This is a genomic window from Streptomyces kryoterrae (assembly GCF_054072135.1).
This window is the reverse complement of the sequence record NZ_CM133358.1, coordinates 8,039,888-8,063,886: the sequence shown is the minus strand read 5'-3', so window position 1 is coordinate 8,063,886 and position 23,999 is coordinate 8,039,888. Positions and strand designations below refer to the sequence as shown.

The window sequence follows — 23,999 nt, the reverse complement described above, 5'->3', positions numbered from 1 at the left end:
AGTCCCGCGCCCCTGAGGGGGCGCGGGACATCCCGCCATCGTTCTCAGAGCCGTCAGTCTGTGATTGACGGCTTTTCTCGGCGTTCGGTGCCGCCGCCCTGGTTGTCTCCGCCGCCCGAACCGCCGCCCAGGTTGCCGAAGTTGCCCATGGCGCCGGACAGGCCCTTGAGTGCGTCGCCGATTTCGCTGGGGACGATCCAGAGCTTGTTGGCGTCGCCCTGGGCGATCTTCGGGAGCATCTGGAGGTACTGGTAGGAGAGGAGCTTCTGGTCCGGGTCACCGGCGTGGATGGCCTCGAAGACCGTACGGACGGCCTGGGCCTCGCCCTCGGCGCGCAGGGCGGCTGCCTTGGCCTCACCTTCGGCGCGCAGGATCGAGGACTGCTTCTCACCTTCCGCCGTGAGGATCTGGGACTGACGGATACCTTCGGCGGTGAGGATCGCGGCACGCTTGTCACGGTCGGCGCGCATCTGCTTCTCCATCGAGTCCTGGATGGAGGTCGGCGGCTCGATCGCCTTCAGTTCGACGCGGTTGACGCGGATGCCCCACTTGCCGGTGGCCTCGTCGAGGACTCCGCGCAGGGCCGCGTTGATCTCCTCACGGGAGGTCAGGGTCCGCTCCAGGTCCATGCCACCGATGATGTTGCGGAGCGTGGTGACGGTGAGCTGCTCGATGGCCTGGATGTAGCTGGCGACCTCGTATGTCGCCGCCCGCGCGTCCGTCACCTGGTAGTAGATGACGGTGTCGATGTTGACGACCAGGTTGTCCTGGGTGATCACCGGCTGCGGCGGGAACGGCACGACCTGCTCGCGGAGGTCGATGCGGTTGCGGATGGTGTCGATGAACGGAACGACGATGTTCAGGCCCGCGTTGAGTGTCCGCGTGTATCGGCCGAACCGTTCCACGATGGCGGCGCTGGCCTGTGGAATGACCTGGATGGTCTTGATCAGGGCGATGAAGACCAACACCACCAGAATGATCAGGACGATGATGATGGGTTCCATCGTGGATCCCCGTATCCCTTCTCCGCCTTGGCGCTTACGGAAAGATCGTATGCCTGTTGAAGATCTTGCTTGTTGAAGATCTTGCTGGTCGAGTGTGACAGACCGTCGGCTGGCCCGTGGACATTCCGTTCACTTACGTCGTGCGAGGTCACATGACGATCGCCGTGGCCCCCTCGATCTCGACGACGTCCACCTCCTGGCCTACTTCATAGGCCAGTTGGGGATCGAGGGAGCGGGCCGACCAGATCTCTCCGGCGAGCTTGATCCGGCCGCCACCGGAGCTGTCGACGCGTTCCAGGACGACGGCCTGTTTGCCCTTCAACGCGTCGATTCCGGAGAGGAGTTGGGGCCGGTCGGCGCGGTGCCGGGTCGCGATGGGCCGTACGACGGCGATGAGCGCGGTCGACACGACGGCGAACACGAGCACCTGGACGACGATTCCGCCGCCCAGTCCGGCCACGCCGGCAGCCGCCAGCGCGCCCACGGCGAGCATGCCCAGTTCCGGCATCGCGGTCACCACGAGCGGGATACCCAGCGCCACCGCGCCGACGAGCCACCACACCCATGCGTCGATGTCGTTCACATCGTCATGGTAGGTCCGCGGGCCTGGTCACCGACAGGGCGCCGATCAACTTGGCACAGGCTTCTTCCAGTTGTTCCACAAGGCGATTCGTGTGCCGTCAGGACATCGACAGGCCCTGCGCGGTCCAGCGTTCGCCGACCTGCTCGACGAGAAGGGGAAGGCCGAAGCACATCGACAGGTTGCGGGAGGTGAGTTCGAGCTCCAGGGGGCCTGCGGCGAGCACCTTGCCCTGACGGATCATCAGGACGTGGGTGAAGCCCGGCGCGATCTCCTCGACATGGTGCGTCACCATGATCATGGAGGGTGCGATCGGGTCGCGGGCGAGACGGCCGAGACGGCGTACGAGGTCCTCGCGCCCGCCGAGGTCGAGGCCGGCCGCGGGCTCGTCGAGGAGCAGCAGCTCGGGGTCGGTCATCAGGGCACGGGCGATGAGGGTGCGCTTGCGCTCGCCCTCGGAGAGGGTGCCGAAGCGACGGTCGAGGTAGTCGCTCATGCCGAGGCGGTCGAGGAAGGCGCGGGCGCGCTGTTCGTCGATGTCCTCGTACTCCTCCTGCCAGCCGGCCGTCATGCCGTACGCGGCGGTCAGCACCGTCTGGAGCACGGTCTGGCGCTTGGGCAGCTTGTCGGCCATGGCGATGCCGGCCATGCCGATGCGCGGGCGCAGATCGAAGACGTCGACCTTGCCGAGGGTCTCGCCGAGGATGGTGGCGGTGCCCTGACTGGGGAAGAGATAGCTGGAAGCGAGGTTCAGGAGGGTTGTCTTCCCGGCGCCGTTCGGGCCGAGGATGACCCAGCGCTCGCCCTCCTTGACCGACCAGGAGACCTGGTCCACCAGAGCCCGGCCCTCGCGGACCACGGATACGTCCTCCAGCTCCAGAACATCGCTCATGAGCGGGTTGTCTCCCCTTGCAGTGTCGGCCAGTCTCGCGTGCGCCTGTGGGCGCAGCCCCCCACGAAATCTACGCCACCGGTCGGCCGGTCCCGCCCCTCGGTCGGTCCTTAGGGTGGGGGCATGCTTTCGGAACCACGCTCAGGACGACTGGCCGCATGGGGAAATGCCCTGTTGGCCGGACTTGTTTCGCCGGACGACGCGGTGGTGGCCATCGTCGGGGAGGACGCGGTGCACCGCGTCGAGGGGTTGCCCGGTGAGTCGGCGCCCGTCGGTCTCACGCTCGCGCTGGGACGGCTGCGGACGCTCGGTGCGGCCGGGCTGCGGATCGCGCTGCCCGCGCCGGGGCATCCGCTCGGGCTGAGCGGGCCTCCCGAGTTCAACGCGCGGGCGCTGGATGCGGAGGAGGCGGTGATCTGCGACGGTGCCGCTCTGGGGCTGGTGCCGGAGGTGTACGAGGCCGGGCCCGCCGGGGACGTCCACATCGAGGTCGTCTGGCACTGCCTGCCGGTACGTGAGGCGCCGCCCGCCGACGTGCCGTCCCTCGGGGAGGCCGAGCGCGAGCTGGCGGAGGCGCTGCGGGACGCGACGGCGGTGTTGGCGCGGTTGGACGTCGCCGGTTCGGGGCCGGTCGCGGAGGCTGCGGTCGACGCGTACCGGGCGCGGGCGGAGCGGGGGCGCGAGGTGTTGGCGCCGGGGTATCCGCCGCGGGCGGTACGGGTGCTGGAGCTGGCGCAGCGGGTGGGGTTGCTGATCTCGGTGGCGTCCGAGAACGGGCCCGGCGGGGCGGTGAGCGCGTCCGAGATCGCGGCGCGGGCGGAGGCGTTGCGGCCGGTGGAGCGGACGGCTCGGCGGGCGCAGGTCGCGGCGTACAACTCCGTTGTGGAGGAGCGGGGGGTGCGGTGAGGTTTGTTGTGCGGTGCGGGTCTGTTGGTGTGGGCCTCTGCTGGGGGCCGCGCCCCCAGACCCCCGCTTCGGCCTGAACGGCCTCCTGCCCGAACGCCGGACGGGCTGAAAGGAAGCCCCGCGAACCGGATGCTCGTTCGCGGGGCTGTCGCCGACCACGTTGACCGGAACGTGCACGGGGACCTGGCCGAGGTTGCCCGACCTCACGCCGGGCGACTTCGCGGTCACACCTGGGCACCGGCGATGGTGACGGCCACGGCGGCCTTCTTGGCGATGTTCATGGGGACGTCCTCCTGCGGTTGCGGGCGATACGGACCCCGGAGGCAGAGTGCCCGTTTGGGTCGGTCCGCCGTATCCGACCGGCCTCCCGGGCGTACCCGGGAGGCCGGAGGTCAGGACGTCAGCACCTCAGTGGTTGAGGCCGAGGTTGCCGAAGGCGGGGTTCAGCACGCCGATGACGTTGACGCTGTTGCCCACCGCGTTCACCGGGATGTGCACCGGGGCCTGGATGAGGTTGCCCGAGGCGACGCCCGGCGAGCCGACGGCCTGGCCGCCTGCGTGCGAGCCTTCCGTGGCGGAGGCGAAGCCGGCACCGGCGGCGATCAGGCCACCCGCCACCATCGTCACAGCAGCGGCCTTCTTCAGGTTCTTCATGTCTGAGCCCTCCCTTTGCGTTCACCGCGGCAGGTCGCCGCGGCACGCACTGAAGAACGCCGGAGATCCACGAAGGATGCGCCATCCGGGGGACATTCCCACGACGGTATGAATCTCAGCCCGGAAGGGAACGTTCCGGGTTGCCGGTCATCCGGCCACACCGTGACGTACCGCCCACAACGCAGCCTGTGTACGGTCCGCCAGGTCGAGTTTCATCAGGATGTTCGAGACATGCGTCTTGACCGTCTTCTCGGACAGCACCAGGGCACGGGCTATCTCCCGGTTCGAGCGGCCGTCCGCGATCAGGGTCAGCACCTCCCGCTCCCGCTCGGTGAGCGAGCCGCCCCTCCCCTGGCCCGAGTGCGTCTCCTCCTGGGCCAGCAGCGCACCGGCGACCTCGGGCTGGAGCAGGATGTGTCCGGCGTGCACGGAGCGGATGGCGCCGGCGAGGGCGTCCGGGTCGATGTCCTTGTAGACGTATCCGGCGGCGCCCGCGCGCAGTGCGGGGACCACCGTGCGCTGCTCGGTGAAGCTCGTGACGATCAGCACGCGCGCGGGGTTGTCGAGTTCGCGGAGTCTGCGCAGCGCCTCGACGCCGTCCATGCCCGGCATCTTGACGTCCATGAGGACGACGTCGGGTTTCAGTTCCTCCGCGCGGTCGACTCCCTCGGCGCCGTCCGACGCCTCGCCCACGACCTCGATGTCGTCCTGCACTTCGAGGAACGTGCGCAGGCCCCGGCGGACCACCTGGTGGTCGTCGACGAGCAGCACCTTGATTGCTTCAGCCACCGGGGACCTCCATCTCGATCGTGGTGCCCTTTCCTGGCGCCGATTCCACGTCCAGCCGGCCGCCGACCCCGCTCGCCCGGTCCCGCATCGAGACCAGGCCGAGGTGACGTCCGGCGCTGCGTACCGCCGTCGGGTCGAAGCCGCTGCCGTCGTCGGTGACGCGCAGGGCGGCGCCCTGGCCGCGCTTCGCGAGGGTCACCTCCACCCGGGCTGCCCCGGAGTGCCGCAGCGCGTTGTGCAGGGCCTCCTGGGCCACCCGCAGCAGGGCCTCCTCCTGGGCGGCCGGCAGGGCGCGGACCCCGCGGCTGTCGAAGGTCACGTGCGCGGAGTGCGCGCGGTCGAGGACCTGGATGTGGGTGCGGAGCGTGGCGATCAGACCGTCCTCGTCCAGGGCCGTGGGGCGCAGCTCCACGACCGCCGCGCGCAGTTCGTCGGCCGCCTCCGCGGCGAGCGCGGCCACCTGCTGCAGCTCGCCCTTGGCGCGGGCGGGGTCGCGGTCCACGAGGGTGGCGGCGGCCTGGGCCGTCAGGCGCAGGGAGAACAGTTTCTGGCTGACCGCGTCGTGCAGTTCGTGGGCGAGGCGGGAGCGTTCCTCGGCGATGGTCAGTTCGCGGCCACGCTCGTAGAGGCGGGCGTTGGTCAGGGCGATCGCCGCGTGCTGGGCGAGGATGGCGAGGAGGTCTTCGTCGTCCTCGGTGAAGCCGCAGCCGCCGGACGGTTTCGGACAGTTCTTGTTGGCGAGGAACAGTGCGCCCAGCACCTCGTCGCCGTCCCGGATCGGCAGGCCCAGGAAATCGGACATGTCGGGGTGGGCGGACGGCCAGCCCTCGAAGCGCGGATCCTCGCGGACATCGGCCAGGCGCTGGGGGCGGGCCTCGCGCAGCATCGCGGCGAGGATGCCGTGCTGGCGCGGAAGCGGGCCGATGGCCTTCCACTGGGCGTCGCTGACGCCGTCGACCACGAACTGGGCGAAGCCGCCGTGGTCGTCCGGGACCCCCAGCGCCGCGTACTGAGCGTCGAGCAGCTCTCTGGCGGAGGTGACGATCGTCTTGAGGACGTCGCGCACCTCCAGGTGCCTGCTCATGGCCAGCAGCGCGGCGCTCACCGCGGACAGACCGGACCGGGGTCCTTGACTCATGCCCTCACGGTACCGGCGGGGTGTGACAGTGCGTATCCGTCCTGTGGCGGCCCCCGCCTAGGCCGTCGGGCCTAGGGCGAGGGGCCCACCGCATGGTGGCCCTGTGGCACGAGTCCGGGGACGCGCATCTCCATCCTTCCGGAGGAGGCCTGCAGCATGCCCCTCACGCTGAGCATTGCTCTCGCAACTAATGGTGAGACGGACGGTCGGCCGATGTGACCCCGCACATAGGACCCACATCACTTACTAGAGACCATAGGAGACAAACGTCCACCCGGTGAGCGGGAAAGACGCTCCGGTCTGTCCTATTTTGCCCTTCCTGGGTCCACTACCCACCGTAGTACGTCACACCTTTGCCACAGGATTTTGCGGCCGCTAAGAATGGCAGCCGTCGCTCAGCGCCGCGGGTTCCGCCCGCGGCGTTTGTGCCGGAAGCACGCCTGTCCCCCCGGGCACCGAGCGACGTCCGCGCTATTCGAAGAGGTCCATCCGCCATGTCCAAGAACACCGCCACTCCTGGTCATAGTCGTACGTCGGCCAGGACCCGCAGGCTCGCGATCGCCGGTGCCGCGACGCTCGCCTCCGCCGCCCTCGCGTTCACCTTCGTGCCGGGCAGCGCGCAGACCACCTCGGAGGCCGTCTCCGCCGCTCCCGTGGTGTTCAGCCAGGAGCAGGTCAAGGACGTGAAGGCGAGCGTCACCGACCAGCTGGCCGGCGCGACCGTGAAGGCCGAGGCCGCCGCGGCGAAGAAGAAGGCCGCCGACGTGGCTGCCGCGAAGAAGGCGGCGGCGAAGAAGGCCGCGGCGAAGAAGAAGGCCGCGGCGAAGGCCGCGAAGGAGCGCAGGGCGAAGAAGGCCGCGAGCCGGTCCGCCAAGCGCGCCGCGCTCAAGAAGGCCGCCACGAAGACGTACGGCAACAACCTCGACGGCTGGATCCGCGAGGCCCTCGACATCATGGGGAACAAGGGCATCCCGGGCTCCTACAACGGCCTGTACCGCAACATCATGCGGGAGTCGACGGGCAACCCGAACGCCATCAACGGCTGGGACGTCAACGCCCAGAACGGCACCCCGTCGATCGGTCTGCTCCAGGTGATCCAGCCGACCTTCAACGCGTACCACGTCTCCGGTACGTCGACGAGCATCTACGACCCGGTCGCCAACATCACGGCCGCCGCCAACTACGCGGCCGACAAGTACGGCTCGATCGACAACGTCAACGGCGCGTACTGAGGCCTGCGCGGACCTCTGACTCGTACGTACAGGCGAAAGGGCGGCACCCCCACCGGGGTGCCGCCCTTCACCGTCGTACGGCCGTGGTCACTTGCGCATGACCTCGGGCTCGTGGCGCCGCAGGAAGCGGGCCACGAAGAAGCCGCAGACCACGCCGATGGCGATCAGGGCGACCATGTCGATGCCCCAGGCGGTGGCCGTGTGGTCCCAGAGGGGGTCCGTGCTGCCGGGATCGTCGACGTTCGGGCTGATCTTGTTGAAGTCGAGCGTGGCACCCGCGGCGGCGACCGCCCAGCGGGACGGCATCAGGTACGAGAACTCGTTGACGCCGATGTTGCCGTGCAGGATGAACAGGCAGCCGGTGAACACGACCTGGATGATCGCGAACATGACGAGCAGCGGCATGGTCTTCTCGGAGGTCTTCACCAGCGAGGAGATGACCAGTCCGAACATCATCGACGAGAAGCCGAGCGCCATGATCGGAACGGAGAGTTCGAGCAGCACGAACTTGCCGAAGACCAGGCCCTCGTCCGGGATCGTGCGGCTGGAGAAGCCGATCGCACCGACCATGAGGCCCTGCAGGACCGTGATGAAGCCGAGGACGATCACCTTGGACATCAGATACGCGGAGCGCGACAGGCCGGTCGCGCGCTCCCGTTCGTAGATGACCCGTTCCTTGATCAGCTCGCGGACGGAGTTGGCGGCGCCGGCGAAGCAGGCGCCGACCGCGAGGATGAGGAGGACGGTGGTGGCCGTGCCGTTCGGGATGTTGAGGCCGTTCCTGCCCACCTTGCCCGGCAGCAGGGTCTTGTCCGGGTCGATGAGCAGGCTCACCGCGCCGAGCACCGCGGGCAGGATCACCGTCAGCGCCAGGAAGCCCTTGTCGGAGACGATGACCGTCACGTACCGCCGGATCAGGGTCATCAGCTGGGAGCCCCAGCCCTGCGGCTTGGGCGGGCGCATGGCCTGTGCGGCGGGCATGTCCACGGACTGCGGGGCGACGGCGTCGATGTCCGCGGCGTACATCTGGTAGTGCTGCGAGCCCTTCCAGCGTCCCGCCCAGTCGTAGTCGCGGTAGTTCTCGAAGGAGGAGAAGACGTCGGCCCAGGTGTCGTAGCCGAAGAAGTTCAGCGCCTCCTCGGGCGGGCCGAAGTACGCCACCGAGCCGCCCGGCGCCATCACCAGGAGTTTGTCGCAGATCGCCAGTTCGGCCACGGAGTGCGTGACGACGAGAACCGTACGGCCGTCGTCGGCGAGGCCGCGCAGCAGCTGCATGACGTCACGGTCCATGCCCGGGTCGAGGCCGGAGGTCGGCTCGTCCAGGAAGATCAGCGACGGCTTGGTGAGCAGTTCCAGGGCCACCGAGACGCGCTTGCGCTGGCCGCCGGAGAGGGAGGTGACCTTCTTCTCCTTGTGGATGTCGAGCTTCAGCTCGCGCAGGACCTCGCCTATGCGGTGCTCGCGCTCCTCCGTCGTGGTGTCGGCGGGGAAACGCAGCTTGGCCGCGTACTTGAGGGCCTTCTTGACGGTCAGTTCCTTGTGCAGGATGTCGTCCTGCGGGACCAGACCGATGCGCTGGCGCAGCTCGGCGAACTGCTTGTACAGGTTGCGGTTGTCGTAGAGGACGTCGCCCTGGTTGGCGGGCCGGTAGCCCGTGAGCGCCTTCAGGAGCGTCGACTTGCCGGAGCCGGACGGGCCGATGACCGCGATCAGCGACTTCTCGGGGACGCCGAAGGAGACGTCCTTGAGGATCTGCTTGCCGCCGTCGACCGTGACCGTCAGATGGCGGGCCGAGAAGGAGATCTCGCCGGTGTCGACGAACTCCTCGAGATGGTCGCCGACCAGGCGGAACGTGGAGTGGCCGACGCCGACGATGTCGTTCGCGCCGAGCAGCGCGGTGCCGCCCTTGGCGATCGGCATGCCGTTGACGTACGTACCGTTGTGCGAGCCCAGGTCGTGGATCTCGAAGCGGCCGTCGGGCGTCGCGTGGAACTCGGCGTGGTTGCGGGAGACCTGGAGGTCGGAGACGACCAGCTCGTTCTCCAGGGCGCGGCCGATGCGCATCACGCGGCCGAGGTGCAGCTGGTGGAAGGTGGTCGGGCTGCGGTCGCCGTACACCGGCGGCGCGCCCGCGCCCGGGCCGGGGCTCTGCTGCTGCGGGACCGCGGCGGCCTGCTGCTGCGGCCAGCTCTGTTCCGGCGCCTGCTGCTGGGGCTGGGCCCAGGCGGGGCTCGCGCCCTGGGCCGCGAACGGCTGCTGCTGAGGCTGCGCCACCTGCGGCGTCGCGACCGGGGCGGCGCTGCTGGAGAGGTTCAGACGCGGGCCGTCGGTCGCGTTGCCGAGATGGACGGCCGAGCCCGGCCCGATCTCCATCTGGTGGATGCGCTGCCCCTGCACGAAGGTGCCGTTGGTGCTGCCGTGGTCCTCGATGACCCAGCTCCGGCCACCCCAGCTGATCGTGGCGTGCCGCCAGGAGACCCTGGCGTCATCGAGCACGATGTCCCCCTGCGGATCACGCCCGAGGGTGTATGGCCTGGACGAATCGAGCGTCCAGATCCGTTCGTTCAATTCCAGTACGAGTTCCGGCACTCCGCGCCCCACTGAGTTGTCCCCCGAAATTTGCCCCAACACGGGGAGTCTAGGGATGTCGAACATCGGGGGGAACTATTTCAGGCTCAGCCCCCTGACCGAAAGTCGGGCCTTGCGGACGGGGCGTGGAAGCGGACGGCGACGCGCCGTTGACGGGGTGGAAACCGGACCGGAGAGTGGTAATCCCACGCGAGGGGGACACGCGGGGTGGACCGCCGCCGCGCGGATCGGGGGCTGACGATGGGCATCGAAACCGCCGGGCAGGGCGGGAGGCTGCCGTGGGGAGACGTGCTGCTCTCCGCGATCGCCTCTGTGAGCTGGGCGTTGATCGGAATGGCGGGCACCGCCGCGCTCGGTCTGCATCTGCTGGAGGCGGATGCCACGGCCTCGCTCGGGCCGATGACCGCGGCGGTTGTGGCACTTGGGGCGGGTGGTTCGGTCACGCCGTCCGGTGACGTGTCGGCCTTCGGCCTGAAAGGGGCCCAGGCGGCGACCGCCGTCGAGATCACGCCACTGGGCGTCGGTCTGGTGGGCGCGGTACTCCTGTCATGGTTCTTCCTACGGTCCCTGCGCGGGGCGGGAGCGGTGATCTCGCCGGCCGAACTCCTCACGCGCGCGGGCACGGTGATCGCCCTGTTCGTGGCCACGCTGGGCGGGCTGGCCTGGGCGGGGCACGACCTCATCACCATCGACGGCGGCAGCCTGGGCCTCGACGGTCTGCCGGGCACGGGCGGCGGGGACGGCGGGGGCATCGACGTCCCCGGGCTCGGTGACATCAGCGGGCTGCTGCCCGACCGGGTCGGCGACCTCATCGACGCGAAGGCGGCGGTCGGCTTCACCGTCGACACGCTCCCCACCCTGCTCGGGGGCCTGGTCTGGGCGGCCGGAGTCCTGGCGATCGCCCTCCTGGCCTCCCGCCGTACTCCCCTGCCACGCGGCTGGGAAGCGGTCCACCGCGTCGTGCGTCCGGCTGCGTCCGCCCTGGTCACCGTGGCGCTGGTGGCGGTGGCGGCGGGGTTCGCGGCGGCGGCGTACGCGGCGATCGGCGACGCCCATCCCCAGCGCATCGCGGGCGCGGCGCTGCTCGGCGCCCCCAACGGAGTCTGGCTGGGGATCGCGATCGGCCTCTTCGTCCCGTTCGACGGAAGTGCGTCCGGGGTGCTGGTGAACGTCCTCCCGGACCCCCTGGACCGGCTCCTCAGCTCGGCGGACGACCAGTCGGTCAGCCTCGGCAAACTGGCCGAGCTGGACAGCCGGGTGTGGCTGCTGGGGGTCGCGGCGGTCCTGATGATGCTGCTCGCGGGCATCCTGGCGGCGGCCCGGACACCGCTGGCCCGGGGTGTCGGCCCGGACGACGTCGACGGGCGGGTGCCCCTCGCCGTGCGGGATCCGGGTGCCCTGCGTTTCGCCGGCCGGTGCGCGTTGCGGCTGGGGGTGGTGACCGCGGTGGCGCTGCCGCTGTTCGCCTGGCTGGCGGGGGTGTCCGCGGACGCCTCGATCTCGGTCCTGGGCTTCGACGCGTTCGGCGCCGGAATCGAACTGCACGGGCAACTGGTCGCGGCCCTGCTGCTGGGCGCGGTGTGGGGTGCGGGCGCGGGAGCCGTCGGCGCGCTGCTGGCGTACGTGAGCGGGGCGGCGGGGTGGCGGGCGGTGCCGTTGGCACTGGGTGACGCGTGGGCGGGGCAGGGCGGGCCGCCGGCGGCTGTGCAGACGAGCGGGGGGATACGTACGGCGGCCGAGGAAGCGCGGTACGGAGTTCACCCGGAGCAGGCCGGCGGCCCCGGTCCGTACGCCGGCCCGTACGTGCCCAACTCGCCGTACCGGCCGCCCAACCGCGACACCAATCCGTATCTACGGCTGCCCGAGGGGCTTGTCGAACCCGAGGACGCGCGGCCGGGCGGGACGGGGCGGCCCTACGGGGACGGCCCCGGGGCCGGTCAGCCCTACGAAGGCGGGTGGAGTCCGGACAGCCGACGGCCCTACGAGGGCGGGTGGGCGCCCGACGCCCCGCGTACGGGAGCACGGTCACCCGACGGGAGCAGTGCGCCCGAGCGGACCGGTTCCGGTGCGGGGAACGGGCCGGACAGGGGCGCCGAGTCCGGTGAGCGGGGCGGTTCCGGTGAGGAGCGCGGCTCGGTCGACGGGGGCCGTTCGGGCAACGGAGGCGGTCCGGGTGAAGGGGAGCAGCCGCCCGAGAACATGTACGGTCTTCCCACCGTGGCCAGGCCGTTCTCGCCGCCGCGACGGCCCGGACGGCCCGGGGGCGGCTCGTCGGAGTCCGGGCCGGAGAAACGGACCCCTCCGCCTCCGCCGCCTCCTCCCCCGCCACCGCCACCGCCACGCACCCCCAAAGGGCGGCGCTGACCTGCTCGTAAGGTCTTCGCCATCCCCGCGAAACATATTGTTTTCCGTCCGTCAGGCGGACCATGTGCGCGGTAGGCACTGGGTGCCGGATACGGTGGAAACACCATGAACGCTACGCAGACCGCTGACGTACCCACTCTTCTCGTCAAAATCTTCGGCAAGGACAGGCCGGGCATCACCGCTGGTCTGTTCGACACGCTTGCCGCCTACTCCGTGGACGTGGTCGACATCGAGCAGGTCGTCACGCGTGGCCGCATGGTGCTGTGCGCGCTCGTGACACAGCCGCCTGCCGGGCTCGAAGGCGATCTGCGGGCCACCGTCCACAGCTGGGCGGAGTCCATGAAGATGCAGGCGGAGATCATCTCCGGGCTCGGTGACAACCGGCCGCGCGGGCTCGGGCGTTCCGTCGTCACCGTGCTCGGTCATCCGCTGACCGCCGAGTCGACCGCCGCGATCGCCGCACGGATCACCCAGACCGGCGGCAACATCGACCGTATCTTCCGGCTCGCCAAGTATCCCGTGACGGCGGTCGAGTTCGCCGTCTCCGGGGTCGCGACCGAGCTACTGCGCACCGCGCTGGTCACCGACGCGGCGGCACTGGGTGTCGATGTCGCGGTCGTCGCGGCGGGGCTGCACCGGCGGGCCCAGCGGCTGGTCGTCATGGACGTGGACTCGACGCTCATCCAGGACGAGGTGATCGAGCTCTTCGCCGCGCACGCGGGATGTGAGGACGAGGTCGCCAAGGTGACCGCCGCCGCGATGCGCGGGGAACTGGACTTCGAGCAGTCGCTGCACGCGCGGGTGGCGCTGCTCAAGGGGCTCGACGCGTCGGTGGTGGACAAGGTGCGCAGCGAGGTCCGGCTCACGCCGGGGGCGCGCACGCTGATCCGTACGCTGAAGCGGCTCGGCTTCGAGGTGGGTGTCGTCTCGGGTGGGTTCACCCAGGTCACGGATGATCTGAAGGAGCGGCTCGGGTTGGACTTCGCCCAGGCCAACACGTTGGAGATCGTCGACGGGAAACTGACGGGCAAGGTTGTCGGCGAGATCGTGGACCGGGCGGGCAAGGCCCGGCTGCTGCGGCGGTTCGCGGCGGAGGCCGGGGTGCCGCTGGATCAGACCGTGGCGATCGGTGACGGGGCGAACGACCTGGACATGCTGAACGCGGCGGGGCTCGGTGTCGCCTTCAACGCCAAGCCGGTCGTGCGGGAGGCCGCGCACACGGCGGTCAACTTTCCCTTCCTGGACACCGTGCTGTATCTGCTGGGGGTCACTCGGGAAGAGGTCGAGGCGGCGGATACGCAGGAGTAGTCCGCTGGGAGTTTCGTGGGGCGGCGACTCTTCGGTGGGGCCTGTGCTTCAGCCGGGCCAGCAGGCGGCACAGGCTGTGCCGCCTGCTGGCACCGGGGCCTACTCCGTCGGTGCCCAGAAGTCGAGCAGTGTTGCCGTCTTTGGCTCCAGGACCTTCCAGGAGCCTGTGAAGGACAGGGTCGCGAAGGCCGCCGCCGGGAAGCCTCGGCTGGACAGCCTTGTACGGAGGTCGCTCTCGGACTCGCCGGCCAGGATGTCGGTGAGGGCCTGCACTCCTGGATTGTGGCCGATCAGGACCACGTTCTGGATGTCGTCCGAGGTTTCGTTGAGCAGGGCGATGAGCTCGCCGGGTGAGGCGTCGTAGATCCGCTCCTCATAGACGGTCTTCGGCCGTCGCGGGAACTCCTGGACGGCGAGTTTCCAGGTCTCGCGGGTCCGGGCTGCCGTGGAGCAGAGAGCCAGGTCGAAAGGGATGCCGGTGTCGGCCAGTTTGCGCCCGGCGACAGCGGCGTCCTTGCGGCCCCGGTCAGCGAGTGGCCGCTCGTGGTCGGCGACCTGGGGCCAGTCTGCTTTCGCGTGCCGGAAGAGGACGATCCTGCGGGGTTCTGCGACGCTCATGGCACCCAGCTTCGCATGAAACACGCCATGGGGCGCAGGGAGTTGACGGGCGGCTCCGCAGGTGGGAAAGAGGTATTCACGGCGCTCAGCGCGTCACCAGGTCGCGTGCGCGCTCAAGGAAGTGAGCGATGGCCGGGTCCCCCGTCGCGGCCTGTGCGTCGGTCGGGTTCAGCATCAGTACGAGCAGTGCGACGAACGCCAGCGTCGGCAGGGCCAGGGCCCACCACGGCAGCCGTATGTCGACTCCACGCGTGGTCGCCGGGAGGGGCCGGGAGTGCGTGCGGGCCGACATGATGCCTCCGTGGGTCTTCGAGCGGTCCGTGGCCGGCATCTCGCGGCCACACCTCGAAGTTACGGAACCCCCGGCCCTCAACCCATCCGGTGATCCACCCACTTGACCCTGAGACTCGCCCCCTAGGGGTTGGTGGGGATATCCCCACCAACGGTTCTCACGGTGAGGCGATCGTCGCGATGACGGCGATGATCACGAAGATGGCGAAGAAAGAGCCGAAGACGAGCAGCATCTTCTTCTGGCCGTTCTGGGGGTTCGGGTCGAGCACTGGCATACCGCCAGTTTCGCACCCGCCCCGCCCGTCCGTACTCCCGGGGTGTCCGCATCTGGTGGGGTGGGGTCAGCGGACCGCAGCCTCGTCCTCCACGGTGCGATCACGTCCCGCCAGTACGCCCACGACCATCTGCGGCAGCAGCAGGCCCGCCATCAGCGCGAGCGGCAGCCCCCAGCCGCCGCTGTGCTGGTAGAGAACGCCGACGACGAGGGGCCCCGGGATGGAGATCAGGTAACCGGCGCTCTGGGCGAAGGCCGACAGCTGGGCGACGCCCGCGCCCGTCCTGGCCCGCATCCCGACCATCGTGAGGGCCAGCGGGAAGGCGCAGTTGGCGATGCCGAGCAGTACGGCCCAGGCCCAGGCGCCGCCCGCCGGCGCGATGTAGAGGCCCGCGTATCCGAGAAGTCCGCAGCAGCCGAGGACGACCACGATGGGCCCCTGGCGTGGCAGGCGCGTGGCGACGCGCGGGATGACGAAGGCGAGCGGCACCCCCATCGCCATGGTCACGGCCAGCAGCAGTCCGGCGGTGCCTGCCGGGACGCCCGCGTCCCGGAAGATCTGCGCCATCCAGCCCATGGTGACGTAGGCGGCGGTGGCCTGGAGCCCGAAGAACACGGCGAGCGCCCAGGCCGTGCGGCTGCGGGTGATGCGCAGTGCCCCGGCGCCCTCCTCCCCCGTGACGGACGTCCCGCGCGCGGAGGGCGCCTCCCCCTTCGACCCGCCCGTGCCCCGTTCCCGTGCCAGCGGGATCCAGGGCACCACGGCCGCCGCCGCGAGAACCGCCCAGACGGTCAGTCCCGACCGCCAACTCCCGCCCAGCGCTTCGGTCATGGGCACGGTGATCGCCGCCGCGGCGGCGGTACCGAGGGCGAGGGCCATCGAGTACAGGCCCGTCATGGAACCGACCCGGTCCGGGAACCAGCGCTTGACGACGACCGGCATCAGGACGTTGCTGACCGCGATGCCCATGAGGGCGAGCGCGCTGGCGGCCAGGAACCCGGCCGCGGTGCCCGTCCAGGGGCGGATCGCCAGGCCTGCGGCAATGGCGGCCATGCCCGCGCAGACGACCGCGCCGACACCGAAGCGGCGGGCCAGGCGCGGCGCCATGACGCCGAAGAGTGCGAAGCAGAACGGGGGTACGGAGGTGAGCACCCCGGCCGCGGTGCCGCTCATGCCGAGTCCGTCACGCACCTCTTCGAGGAGGGCGCCGAGGCTGGTGATGGCGGGCCGGAGGTTGAGGGCGGACAGCACGATGCCGACGACGACCAGCCGCGTGACCCACGCGCGCGTGGCCGGCCCCCCGCTCTGTTTCTCCGGCTCGGTCGAGCCGCGTACGGACATGGCTGTGGACGTCGTCGTCCGGGTTTCCTCGCTCACCATGACACCCAGCATAGAATCATAGGATGATTGGTTGTACTCCCTCGTGCGAAGATGTGCCATGCCGCCGCTGAGCCACCCCCGTCGATCGGCCCTGTCCGAGCAGGTCATCGCCGCACTGCGGAACCAGATCACCTCGGGTGAGTGGCCCGTCGGCTCGCGCATCCCGACCGAGCCCGAGCTGGTCGCGCAGCTCGGGGTGGCCCGGAACACGGTCCGTGAGGCGGTCCGGGCTCTCGCCCACAACGGACTGCTGGACATCCGCCAGGGCTCGGGCACGTACGTCGTGGCGACCAGTGAACTGGCCGGTGTGATGCACCGCCGGTTCGCCGACGCCGACCCCCGGCACATCGCCGAGCTGCGGTCCACGCTGGAGTCGGGCGCGGCCGAGCTGGCGGCCCTGCGACGCACCGAACGCGACCTCAAGCAGCTGGACGCGCTTCTGGGGCGCCGGGAGGAGGCCTGGGCGTCCGGCGACGCGGAGGCGTTCGTGACGGCCGACGCGAGCCTGCACATGGCGGTGGTGGCCGCGTCCCACAACGACGTGATGACGGCGATGTACGCGGACCTGGGTGAGGTGCTGCGGGACTGGCTGCGCGACGACGTGGGCGGGAAGCTGACCCCTCGGACGTACGTGGACCACGCCCCGCTCGTCGAAGCGATCCGCGCCGGTGACGCGGCGGCTGCCGCCAGGGAGGCGGCGGGTTATCCGTTCGCGTGCCGGCTCAGGTCGTCCGCTTCTGGTGGCTGACCCACACGGAGCGGACTTCCTTCCAGCAGCGGCCGGTGAGCCGTACCGTCTCCGCGGGCCCGGCCTCGACCGAGGAGCCGTCGCTGTCGAGGTCCCACCAGCGGTCGCACTCGATGTGCAGACGTACGCGGTCGGCGGGCACATAGGGGTTGTGGCAGTAGGCGGTCACCCTGGAGCCGGTGACCCGGGTGTGGCAGGTGGAGCCGAAGGGCTCGGGCCGCTCCTGTTGTCGTCCCTCCACGCGCGTGTGCGGAACGGCCTCGTACGGAAGGCCTGCTATGAGGGCGGCGGCGACGAGCAGCGGGGCGAAGCTGCGGAACAGGCGCACAAGGGGGAACCTCCTCGGCCGTGCTGGGGAGGGAACGCGAGGTGAACGCGTAATCCAGAGTGCCCAGTTACCTCTCTCCCCCGCCCGATCGGATGAGCCGAACGGGTGACGGCGCACCGGCACGCCGAAGGCCCGCGCCGGAACGGAACGCGGGCCCTCGAAATGTCGGCCGAGCCTTTGACGGCAGCGGCAGTGGTCACGCGCCGATCGCGTGCAGCCCGCCGTCCACGTGGATGATCTCGCCGGTGGTCTTCGGGAACCAGTCGCTCAGCAGGGCGACGATGCCGCGGCCGGCCGGCTCCGGGTCCTTGAGGTCCCACTCCAGCGGGGAGCGGTTGTCCCACACGGCGGCCAGGTCACTGAAGCCTGGGATGGACTTGGCGGCCATCGAGGCGAGCGGGCCCGCGGAGATGAGGTTGCAGCGGATGTTCTGCTTGCCCAGGTCGCGCGCCACGTAGCGGCTGGTGGCCTCCAGGGCGGCCTTGGCCGGGCCCATCCAGTCGTACTGCGGCCAGGCGTACTGGGCGTCGAAGGTGAGGCCGACGACCGAGCCGCCGTTCTGCATCAGCGGCAGACAGGCCATGGTGAGCGACTTCAGGGAGTACGCCGAGACGTGCATGGCGGTGGCCACGGACTCGAACGGCGTGTTGAGGAAGTTGCCGCCGAGGGCGTCCTGCGGGGCGAAGCCGATGGAGTGGACGACGCCGTCGAGACCGCCGAGCTCCTCGCCGACGAGGTCGGCCAGGCGGCCCAGGTGCTCCTCGTTCGTGACGTCGAGCTCCACGACCTTGGTGGGCTTGGGAAGCTTCCTGGCGATGCGCTCGGTCAGCGTGGGCCGCGGGAACGCGGTCAGGATGATCTCGGCACCCTGCTCCTGGGCCAGCTTGGCGGCGTGGAAGGCGATGGAGGACTCCATCAGCACACCGGAGATCAGGACGCGCTTGCCCTCGAGAATTCCGCTCATGGTGATCAGTGACCCATTCCCAGTCCGCCGTCAACGGGGATGACGGCTCCAGTGATGTACGAGGCGTCGTCCGAGGCGAGGAACCGCACCGTCGCGGCGATCTCCTCCGGCTGCGCGTACCGGCCGAGCGGCACCTGGGCGACGATGCCCTTGCGCTGCTCTTCGGTGAGGACCTTGGTCATGTCGGTGTCGACGAAGCCGGGCGCGACCACGTTGAACGTGATGTTGCGGGAGCCCAGCTCACGGGCGAGGGAGCGGGCGAACCCGACGAGACCGGCCTTGGAGGCGGCGTAGTTGGCCTGCCCCGGCGAGCCGTACAGCCCGACGACCGACGAGATCAGGACGACGCGGCCCTTCTTGGCGCGGAGCATGCCGCGGTTGGCACGCTTGACGACGCGGAAGGTGCCGGTGAGGTTGGTGTCGAGGACGGACGTGAAGTCGTCCTCGGACATCCGCATCAGAAGCTGGTCCTTGGTGACACCGGCGTTGGCGACGAGGACCTCGACCGGGCCGTGCTCCGCCTCGATCTCCTTGTAGGCCTGCTCCACCTGCTCGGTGTCGGTGATGTCGCACTTGACGGCGAGGAAGCCTGCCGGTGGCTCACCGGAACGGTACGTGATGGCGACCTTGTCGCCGGCATCGGCGAACGCGCGGGCGATGGCGAGGCCGATGCCCCGGTTGCCTCCGGTGACGAGAACCGAGCGGCTCAACGGATCACCCTTTCGATAGCGGTTCAGGACCTGTCCGAACACCCGGGTTGACAGGCTGCTTCCCCGAAAACCTATCGGTCCCCCCATGCCCGCGGACAATCGGGCACCGACAGTGGCTCACCCCTGGTCCTGTCGGGTCCCTACAGTCGGTGTGCCTGGGTCAGCCGGCCGCACCGGGCGCGTGGGCCGGCAGTCCGGCCTCCCGGGCCGCGTCCGGCATCCGTTTGTCGTAGGTGACAAGCGAGTCGAGCGCGTCCTCGATGACCAGGGCACTCGCCACCTGGATGGCGTCGAGAGACCGGAGCGTGGCCGGAACCCTGGTCGCCAGGTCTCGCACCTCCTCGGTCAGGAGGATCTCGGTGACCATACGGTCCAGTTCGGCCAACGCGTTCGGGAACGACCCGACCTTGTCGAGTTGCCGAACCGTCTCGACCATCCCGACGGTGCTGGTGCCCATGGGAAGACCGGGGCGCCGGGCAAGGAATTCCCGGAGTTCGGCCGCTCGGGTACGACCTGTCAGTGGCGTCAGCAGGGCCGAGGAACCCATGGAGATCAACGGTCGTCCTCATCACGTTCGGCCAGGAGAAGCCCGACCGGGTCGGGAGCATCGGCGGGCAGGTCGTAGCCGGGCAGGCGGTCCAGGTCGGAGGTGGTGGCCGCCTTCAGCCGGGTCCTGCCCTGGGCGACGAGGTCGGAGTAGCGGGCGACCGGCCCGGCACCCGGCAGCAGTACATTCATGCGGGGCGATCCCGTCGCTTCAGTCGAGCGCCGGGTTTCCGCAGCACTTCTTGTACTTGCGCTCCGAGCCGCACCAGCACGGACCGTTGCGGGGCGGTGGCCAGTCGGCCGCCTCGCCCCTGCGGGCGAGTTCGGCTCCGTACGCGGAACGGGTGGCCGGTGAGTCGGGTGATCCACCATCTCCGGCCGCGTAGGCCGTCAAGCCGGTCAGCGTGGCGTGACCGACCGCGAGGCTGGGGGCTCCTTCGTCGGAGAGTTCGCGTAGTGTCCGCTCGACCTGGCGCCGGTGGCCGGCCTGGTCGTCGCCGTAGGCGTCCGCCGCCTTCGGCCAGCGGGTCAGGAGCTGGGCGAACTCCTCCGGCGGCCAGTACAGGACGCAGACGCTCCGCAGGGTGGCACGGGTGGGACGGTCGTCGGCCGGCAGGCTGTCCAGCAGCCCCCTGAGCTCGTCCTCCAGCATCACCGAGCCCTCCTCCTTCAGCCGCCTGAGCCGGACCGGATCGTGCCTCTCGTCCAGCGTGTTCACCCGGCCGAGCAGGGGAGACGCGCGCCGCTCGTGCAGCGCGTCGGCCACGTCGTCCCAGTCGTCGTGCGGCTCGTCGAGCAGTCTGCGCACCCGGTGGCGCCCGATGAAGAGCGTCCCGACGTCGAAGTGGTGCGGGTCCGCCTCGACCGTGTCCACCGTCACCGGTGCACCCGTGCCGAGAGCGTGCGTGACACCGGCCGTGTAGCACTCGGCGGCCGTGGCCGTCTCACCCCGCTCTTCGAAGGCCTCGGCGACGAAGTTCCAGGCGCCCGCGTCCCGGGGGTGCCGCTTACGGAAGGCGGTGACCGCCGCGCGGGCTTCCTCTTCCCGCCCGGCGTCCCACAACGTACCGATGCGGAAGGCGTCGACGAGGTCCGGTTCCGCGCAGCCTTCGCCCTCCGGGTCCAGGAACCGCTCGTACAGGGCGACCGCCCGGTCGTACTCACCCGCGTCGCTCCACGCGTCGGCGGCTTCCATCAGCAACTGCTCACGGTCCTCGGGATACCGCTCCGCCAGTTCCTCGCTCTCCTGCGCGAACCTGGTGTGGTCGTCCCGGGTCGGAGGGGATGCGCCGGGGCGGGGTGCGAGGGCGCGCCCGTTCGTACGCGCGCTCTTGTTCTTGCTGCTCCTGCCGCTGGTGCGGCGCTTGCTGGACATGAATCCACCGTAGTACGGGCGGAGTTGACGCGACCGGACACTCCTGCGGATCACTCGCACGGGTGATCGACACCCGGTCACCCACCAGCCTCGGTTCCCTCCCTGCCGAGGACGCGTGTCCAGGAGGAGGCGATTTCGTCGTACGCGTACGAGTGCCGGGCTGTTCCGGGTTGTCCCGCTGTCCCGGCGGACCGCTCCTGGCAGGACTTTCTCCAGTTTGCGCCTCCGGCCGGGACCGTACGTATTTCCTGAGGATCCAGCGGGTGCAACATGATTCACTGCCCGTGACGGCCATCGCAGGAGAGCACCCCGAAGGGATCCCACCCGTGCCTCATGAAGTCGATCAGTCATTCCTGGCACTGCCCCTACGTGCTTTGGCCGACGCCGCCCTGGCACGCGCGCGTGCGCTCGGTGCCGACCACGCGGACTTCCGGTTCGAGCGGGTGCGCAGCGCGTCCTGGCGGCTGCGGGACGCCAAGCCGTCCGGCACGTCGGACACCACGGACCTGGGGTACGCGGTACGGGTGGTGCACGGCGGCACCTGGGGCTTCGCGTCGGGCGTGGATCTGAGCATGGACGCCGCCGCGAAGGTCGCCTCGCAGGCCGTGGCCATGGCGAAACTGTCCGCCCAGGTGATCAAGGCGGCGGGGTCCGACGAGCGCGTGGAGCTGGCCGGCGAGCCGGTCCACGTCGACAAGACGTGGGTCTCGTCGTACGAGATCGACCCGTTCACCGTGCCCGACGAGGAGAAGGCGGGCCTGCTGGCCGAGTGGAGTGGGCGGCTGCTCGCGGCGAACGGGGTCAACCATGTCGACGCCTCGCTGCTCACGGTGCACGAGAACAAGTTCTACGCCGACACCGCGGGGACCGTCACCACCCAGCAACGGGTGCGCCTCCACCCGCAGTTCACGGCCGTCTCCGTCGACGAGTCGAGCGGCGAGTTCGACTCGATGCGGACCATCGCGCCGCCCGTCGGGCGCGGCTGGGAGTACCTCACGGGCCGGGGCTGGGACTGGGAGTCCGAGCTCGAACAGATCCCCGAGCTGCTCGCCGAGAAGATGCGGGCGCCGAGCGTCGAGGCGGGGCTGTACGACCTGGTCGTCGACCCGTCGAACCTGTGGCTGACCATCCACGAGTCCATCGGCCACGCCACCGAGCTGGACCGGGCCCTCGGCTACGAGGCGGCGTACGCGGGCACGTCCTTCGCTACCTTCGACCAGCTCGGCAAGCTCAGGTACGGCTCCGAGCTGATGAACGTCACCGGTGACCGCACCGCCGAACACGGCCTGGCGACCATCGGCTACGACGACGAGGGCGTCGCCGGCCAGTCGTGGGACCTGGTGAAGGACGGCACCCTCGTGGGGTACCAGCTGGACCGGCGGATCGCGAAGCTGACCGGGTTCGAGCGGTCCAACGGGTGCGCCTACGCCGACTCGCCCGGGCATGTGCCCGTGCAGCGCATGGCCAATGTGTCGTTGCGGCCGGACCCGGGCGGGCTGGCGACCGAGGATCTCATCGGCGGCGTCGACCGCGGGATCTATGTCGTCGGGGACCGGTCCTGGTCGATCGACATGCAGCGCTACAACTTCCAGTTCACCGGGCAGCGGTTCTTCAGGATCGAGAACGGCCGGATCACCGGGCAGTTGCGGGACGTGGCCTACCAGGCGACGACCACCGACTTCTGGGGTTCCATGGCGGCCGTCGGCGGTCCGCAGACATACGTCCTGGGCGGTGCCTTCAACTGTGGCAAGGCCCAGCCGGGGCAGGTCGCGGCCGTGTCCCACGGATGCCCGTCGGCCCTCTTCAGGGGCGTCAACATTCTGAACACCACGCAGGAGGCCGGTCGATGAGCACCCGTTTGATCAAGCCGCACGAAATCGTCGAGCGGGCCATCGAGCTCTCCCGGGCCGACGGGTGTGTCGTCATCGCCGACGAGGAGTCGACCGCCAATCTGCGCTGGGCGGGCAACGCCCTCACCACCAACGGGGTCACCCGGGGGCGCACGCTCACGGTCGTCGCCACCGTCGGCGGCAAGCAGGGCACGGCCTCCGGGGTGGTCTCCCGGGCCGCCGTCACCGCCGACGAGCTGGAGCCGCTCGTACGGGCCGCCGAGGCCGCCGCGCGCGGTGCCGGGCCCGCGGAGGACGCCCAGGCGCTGGTCGCGGGTGTGCCGGAGTCCGGCGACTTCAGGGACGCGCCCGCCGAGACCTCGTCCGCGGTGTTTGCCGACTTCGCGCCGGCGCTCGGTGAGGCGTTCGCACGCGCGCGTGCGGGCGGCCGGGAGCTGTACGGCTTCGCCAACCACGAGCTGGTGTCGAGCTATGTCGGTACGTCGACGGGGCTGCGCCTGCGTCATGACCAGCCCAACGGGACGCTGGAGCTGAACGCCAAGTCCCCGGACCGTACGCGCTCGGCGTGGGCCGGACGGTCGACGCGGGACTTCAAGGACGTCGATCCGGCCGCCCTCGACGCCGAACTCGCCGTACGCCTCGGCTGGGCGGAGCGGCGGATCGAGCTGCCCGCCGGACGGTACGAGACGCTCCTGCCGCCGACCGCCGTCGCCGACCTGCTGATCTACCAGATGTGGTCGGCGTCCGCGCGGGACGCCGCCGAGGGGCGCACGGTGTTCTCCAAGCCGGGTGGCGGGACCCGTATCGGCGAGAGGCTCACCGAGCTGCCGCTGACGCTGCGCAGCGACCCGAACGAACCCGGCCTGGAGGCCTCCCCCTTCCTCCTCGCCCACTCCTCCGGCGACGACCAGTCGGTGTTCGACAACGGGCTGCCGCTGAGCGCCACGGAGTGGATCCGCGAGGGCGAACTGAACCGGCTGATCACCTCCCGGCACACCGCCGGGCTGACCGGCCTGCCCGTGTCCCCGGCGATCGGGAACATCGTCCTGGACGGGGGTGAGGACAAGTCCCTGGAGGAGATGGTCGCGAACACCGAGCGCGGGCTGCTGCTGACCTGCCTCTGGTACATCCGCGAGGTCGACCCGGCCACCCTGCTGCTGACCGGCCTGACCCGTGACGGGGTGTACCTCGTCGAGAACGGCGAGGTCAGCGGGGAGGTCAACAACTTCCGGTTCAACGAGTCGCCGGTGGACCTGCTCGGGCGGGCCGTCGAGGCGGGGCGTACGGAGAAGACGCTGCCCCGGGAGTGGAGCGACTGGTTCACCAGGGCCGCGATGCCGGCGCTGCGGGTGCCGGACTTCAATATGAGCTCTGTCAGTCAGGGCGTATAACCTCGTTGCCGGTAGTCACTCGGCTGCCGTAGAACTGCGTGAAGACCACTCAAGGAGATACGAGAAC

Annotated in this window: 24 protein-coding genes; 7 read left to right on the top strand and 17 right to left on the bottom strand. The window is 70.0% G+C overall.

Translation table 11 applies throughout. The features are described from left to right. Positions 1 to 53: 53 nt before the first annotated feature. From ACW4TU_RS35820 to ACW4TU_RS35810, 3 genes are all read right to left on the bottom strand, one after another. Positions 54 to 1,004, bottom strand: coding sequence for an SPFH domain-containing protein (locus tag ACW4TU_RS35820; RefSeq protein WP_189150111.1), 951 nt, complete (start codon positions 1,002 to 1,004; stop codon positions 54 to 56). Between the two features lie 148 nt (positions 1,005 to 1,152). Next, positions 1,153 to 1,587 (bottom strand): NfeD family protein, encoded by a 435-nt coding sequence (locus tag ACW4TU_RS35815; protein ID WP_457420157.1) that lies wholly within the window; start codon positions 1,585 to 1,587, stop codon positions 1,153 to 1,155. Between the two features lie 97 nt (positions 1,588 to 1,684). Beyond that, positions 1,685 to 2,476 (bottom strand): ABC transporter ATP-binding protein, encoded by a 792-nt coding sequence (locus tag ACW4TU_RS35810; RefSeq protein WP_189150109.1) that lies wholly within the window; start codon positions 2,474 to 2,476, stop codon positions 1,685 to 1,687. A 123-nt stretch (positions 2,477 to 2,599) separates the two neighbouring features. Between ACW4TU_RS35810 and ACW4TU_RS35805 the strand changes: the two genes are divergently transcribed. Next, entirely contained in the window at positions 2,600 to 3,382 is a 783-nt protein-coding gene (locus ACW4TU_RS35805; protein WP_457420154.1) for a hypothetical protein, read from the top strand. Between the two features lie 408 nt (positions 3,383 to 3,790). Here the strand turns inward: ACW4TU_RS35805 and chpE are convergent, their stop codons facing one another. The 3 genes from chpE to ACW4TU_RS35790 form a co-directional block, all read right to left on the bottom strand. Then, positions 3,791 to 4,036, bottom strand: coding sequence for a chaplin ChpE (chpE, locus tag ACW4TU_RS35800; RefSeq protein WP_457420152.1), 246 nt, complete (start codon positions 4,034 to 4,036; stop codon positions 3,791 to 3,793). Between the two features lie 147 nt (positions 4,037 to 4,183). Beyond that, positions 4,184 to 4,825 (bottom strand): response regulator, encoded by a 642-nt coding sequence (locus tag ACW4TU_RS35795; RefSeq protein ID WP_457420150.1) that lies wholly within the window; start codon positions 4,823 to 4,825, stop codon positions 4,184 to 4,186. Beyond that, entirely contained in the window at positions 4,818 to 5,963 is a 1,146-nt protein-coding gene (locus ACW4TU_RS35790) for a GAF domain-containing sensor histidine kinase (RefSeq protein WP_457420148.1), read from the bottom strand. The genes ACW4TU_RS35795 and ACW4TU_RS35790 overlap by 8 nt, the downstream gene beginning before the upstream one ends. Positions 5,964 to 6,457: 494 nt before the next feature. Between ACW4TU_RS35790 and ACW4TU_RS35785 the strand changes: the two genes are divergently transcribed. After that, positions 6,458 to 7,195: a transglycosylase SLT domain-containing protein gene (locus tag ACW4TU_RS35785; protein ID WP_457420146.1), complete on the top strand. Its 738-nt coding sequence runs from the start codon at positions 6,458 to 6,460 to the stop codon at positions 7,193 to 7,195. Positions 7,196 to 7,282: 87 nt separating this feature from the next. Here the strand turns inward: ACW4TU_RS35785 and ACW4TU_RS35780 are convergent, their stop codons facing one another. Beyond that, positions 7,283 to 9,784 carry an ABC transporter ATP-binding protein/permease gene (locus tag ACW4TU_RS35780; RefSeq protein WP_457420144.1) on the bottom strand — a complete coding sequence of 834 codons (2,502 nt, stop codon included), beginning with the start codon at positions 9,782 to 9,784 and terminating at the stop codon, positions 7,283 to 7,285. A 240-nt stretch (positions 9,785 to 10,024) separates the two neighbouring features. Here ACW4TU_RS35780 and ACW4TU_RS35775 point away from each other — a divergent pair, with 240 nt between their 5' ends. Together ACW4TU_RS35775 and serB are read left to right on the top strand one after the other, a co-directional pair. Beyond that, a complete protein-coding gene (locus tag ACW4TU_RS35775; protein WP_457420142.1) occupies positions 10,025 to 12,148 on the top strand; it encodes a streptophobe family protein in 2,124 nt (707 codons plus the stop codon). 105 nt (positions 12,149 to 12,253) lie between these two features. Next, the gene (serB, locus tag ACW4TU_RS35770; protein WP_457420140.1) at positions 12,254 to 13,456 is read left to right on the top strand and encodes a phosphoserine phosphatase SerB; all 1,203 of its coding nucleotides are present in this window, start codon (positions 12,254 to 12,256) and stop codon (positions 13,454 to 13,456) included. A 99-nt stretch (positions 13,457 to 13,555) separates the two neighbouring features. Here the strand turns inward: serB and ACW4TU_RS35765 are convergent, their stop codons facing one another. The 4 genes from ACW4TU_RS35765 to ACW4TU_RS35750 form a co-directional block, all read right to left on the bottom strand. Beyond that, positions 13,556 to 14,074, bottom strand: a complete 519-nt coding sequence (locus tag ACW4TU_RS35765) for a SixA phosphatase family protein (RefSeq protein ID WP_457420138.1) — start codon at positions 14,072 to 14,074, stop codon at positions 13,556 to 13,558. An 85-nt stretch (positions 14,075 to 14,159) separates the two neighbouring features. Then, positions 14,160 to 14,366, bottom strand: coding sequence for a hypothetical protein (locus ACW4TU_RS35760; RefSeq protein ID WP_457430489.1), 207 nt, complete (start codon positions 14,364 to 14,366; stop codon positions 14,160 to 14,162). 157 nt (positions 14,367 to 14,523) lie between these two features. Then, complete coding sequence (locus ACW4TU_RS35755; protein WP_105974872.1) at positions 14,524 to 14,640, bottom strand: SGM_5486 family transporter-associated protein; 117 nt, start codon at positions 14,638 to 14,640, stop codon at positions 14,524 to 14,526. A gap of 66 nt (positions 14,641 to 14,706) precedes the next feature. Beyond that, positions 14,707 to 16,032, bottom strand: coding sequence for a CynX/NimT family MFS transporter (locus ACW4TU_RS35750; RefSeq protein WP_457420136.1), 1,326 nt, complete (start codon positions 16,030 to 16,032; stop codon positions 14,707 to 14,709). A 46-nt stretch (positions 16,033 to 16,078) separates the two neighbouring features. Between ACW4TU_RS35750 and ACW4TU_RS35745 the strand changes: the two genes are divergently transcribed. Next, on the top strand, positions 16,079 to 16,768 hold the full coding sequence (locus tag ACW4TU_RS35745; protein WP_457420134.1) for a FadR/GntR family transcriptional regulator: 690 nt from the start codon (positions 16,079 to 16,081) through the stop codon (positions 16,766 to 16,768). Here the strand turns inward: ACW4TU_RS35745 and ACW4TU_RS35740 are convergent. The 6 genes from ACW4TU_RS35740 to ACW4TU_RS35715 form a co-directional block, all read right to left on the bottom strand. Beyond that, positions 16,743 to 17,096: a hypothetical protein gene (locus ACW4TU_RS35740; RefSeq protein WP_457420132.1), complete on the bottom strand. Its 354-nt coding sequence runs from the start codon at positions 17,094 to 17,096 to the stop codon at positions 16,743 to 16,745. The two genes, ACW4TU_RS35745 and ACW4TU_RS35740, sit on opposite strands and share 26 nt — an antisense overlap. A 196-nt stretch (positions 17,097 to 17,292) precedes the next feature. Next, entirely contained in the window at positions 17,293 to 18,060 is a 768-nt protein-coding gene (fabI, locus tag ACW4TU_RS35735) for an enoyl-ACP reductase FabI (protein ID WP_457420130.1), read from the bottom strand. 5 nt (positions 18,061 to 18,065) lie between these two features. Further along, positions 18,066 to 18,770, bottom strand: a complete 705-nt coding sequence (gene fabG / locus ACW4TU_RS35730) for a 3-oxoacyl-[acyl-carrier-protein] reductase (RefSeq protein WP_457420128.1) — start codon at positions 18,768 to 18,770, stop codon at positions 18,066 to 18,068. Between the two features lie 160 nt (positions 18,771 to 18,930). After that, the gene (locus ACW4TU_RS35725; RefSeq protein WP_457420126.1) at positions 18,931 to 19,317 is read right to left on the bottom strand and encodes a PIN domain-containing protein; all 387 of its coding nucleotides are present in this window, start codon (positions 19,315 to 19,317) and stop codon (positions 18,931 to 18,933) included. 5 nt (positions 19,318 to 19,322) lie between these two features. Then, positions 19,323 to 19,508 (bottom strand): hypothetical protein, encoded by a 186-nt coding sequence (locus ACW4TU_RS35720; protein WP_457420124.1) that lies wholly within the window; start codon positions 19,506 to 19,508, stop codon positions 19,323 to 19,325. Positions 19,509 to 19,527: 19 nt separating this feature from the next. Beyond that, complete coding sequence (locus ACW4TU_RS35715) at positions 19,528 to 20,691, bottom strand: SEC-C metal-binding domain-containing protein (RefSeq protein WP_457420122.1); 1,164 nt, start codon at positions 20,689 to 20,691, stop codon at positions 19,528 to 19,530. Between the two features lie 326 nt (positions 20,692 to 21,017). Here ACW4TU_RS35715 and ACW4TU_RS35710 point away from each other — a divergent pair, with 326 nt between their 5' ends. Together ACW4TU_RS35710 and ACW4TU_RS35705 are read left to right on the top strand one after the other, a co-directional pair. Next, a complete protein-coding gene (locus ACW4TU_RS35710) occupies positions 21,018 to 22,541 on the top strand; it encodes a TldD/PmbA family protein (protein WP_457420120.1) in 1,524 nt (507 codons plus the stop codon). Continuing rightward, a complete protein-coding gene (locus ACW4TU_RS35705; protein WP_457420118.1) occupies positions 22,538 to 23,932 on the top strand; it encodes a metallopeptidase TldD-related protein in 1,395 nt (464 codons plus the stop codon). Before ACW4TU_RS35710 ends, ACW4TU_RS35705 begins: the two co-directional genes overlap by 4 nt. Positions 23,933 to 23,999 lie beyond the last annotated feature (67 nt).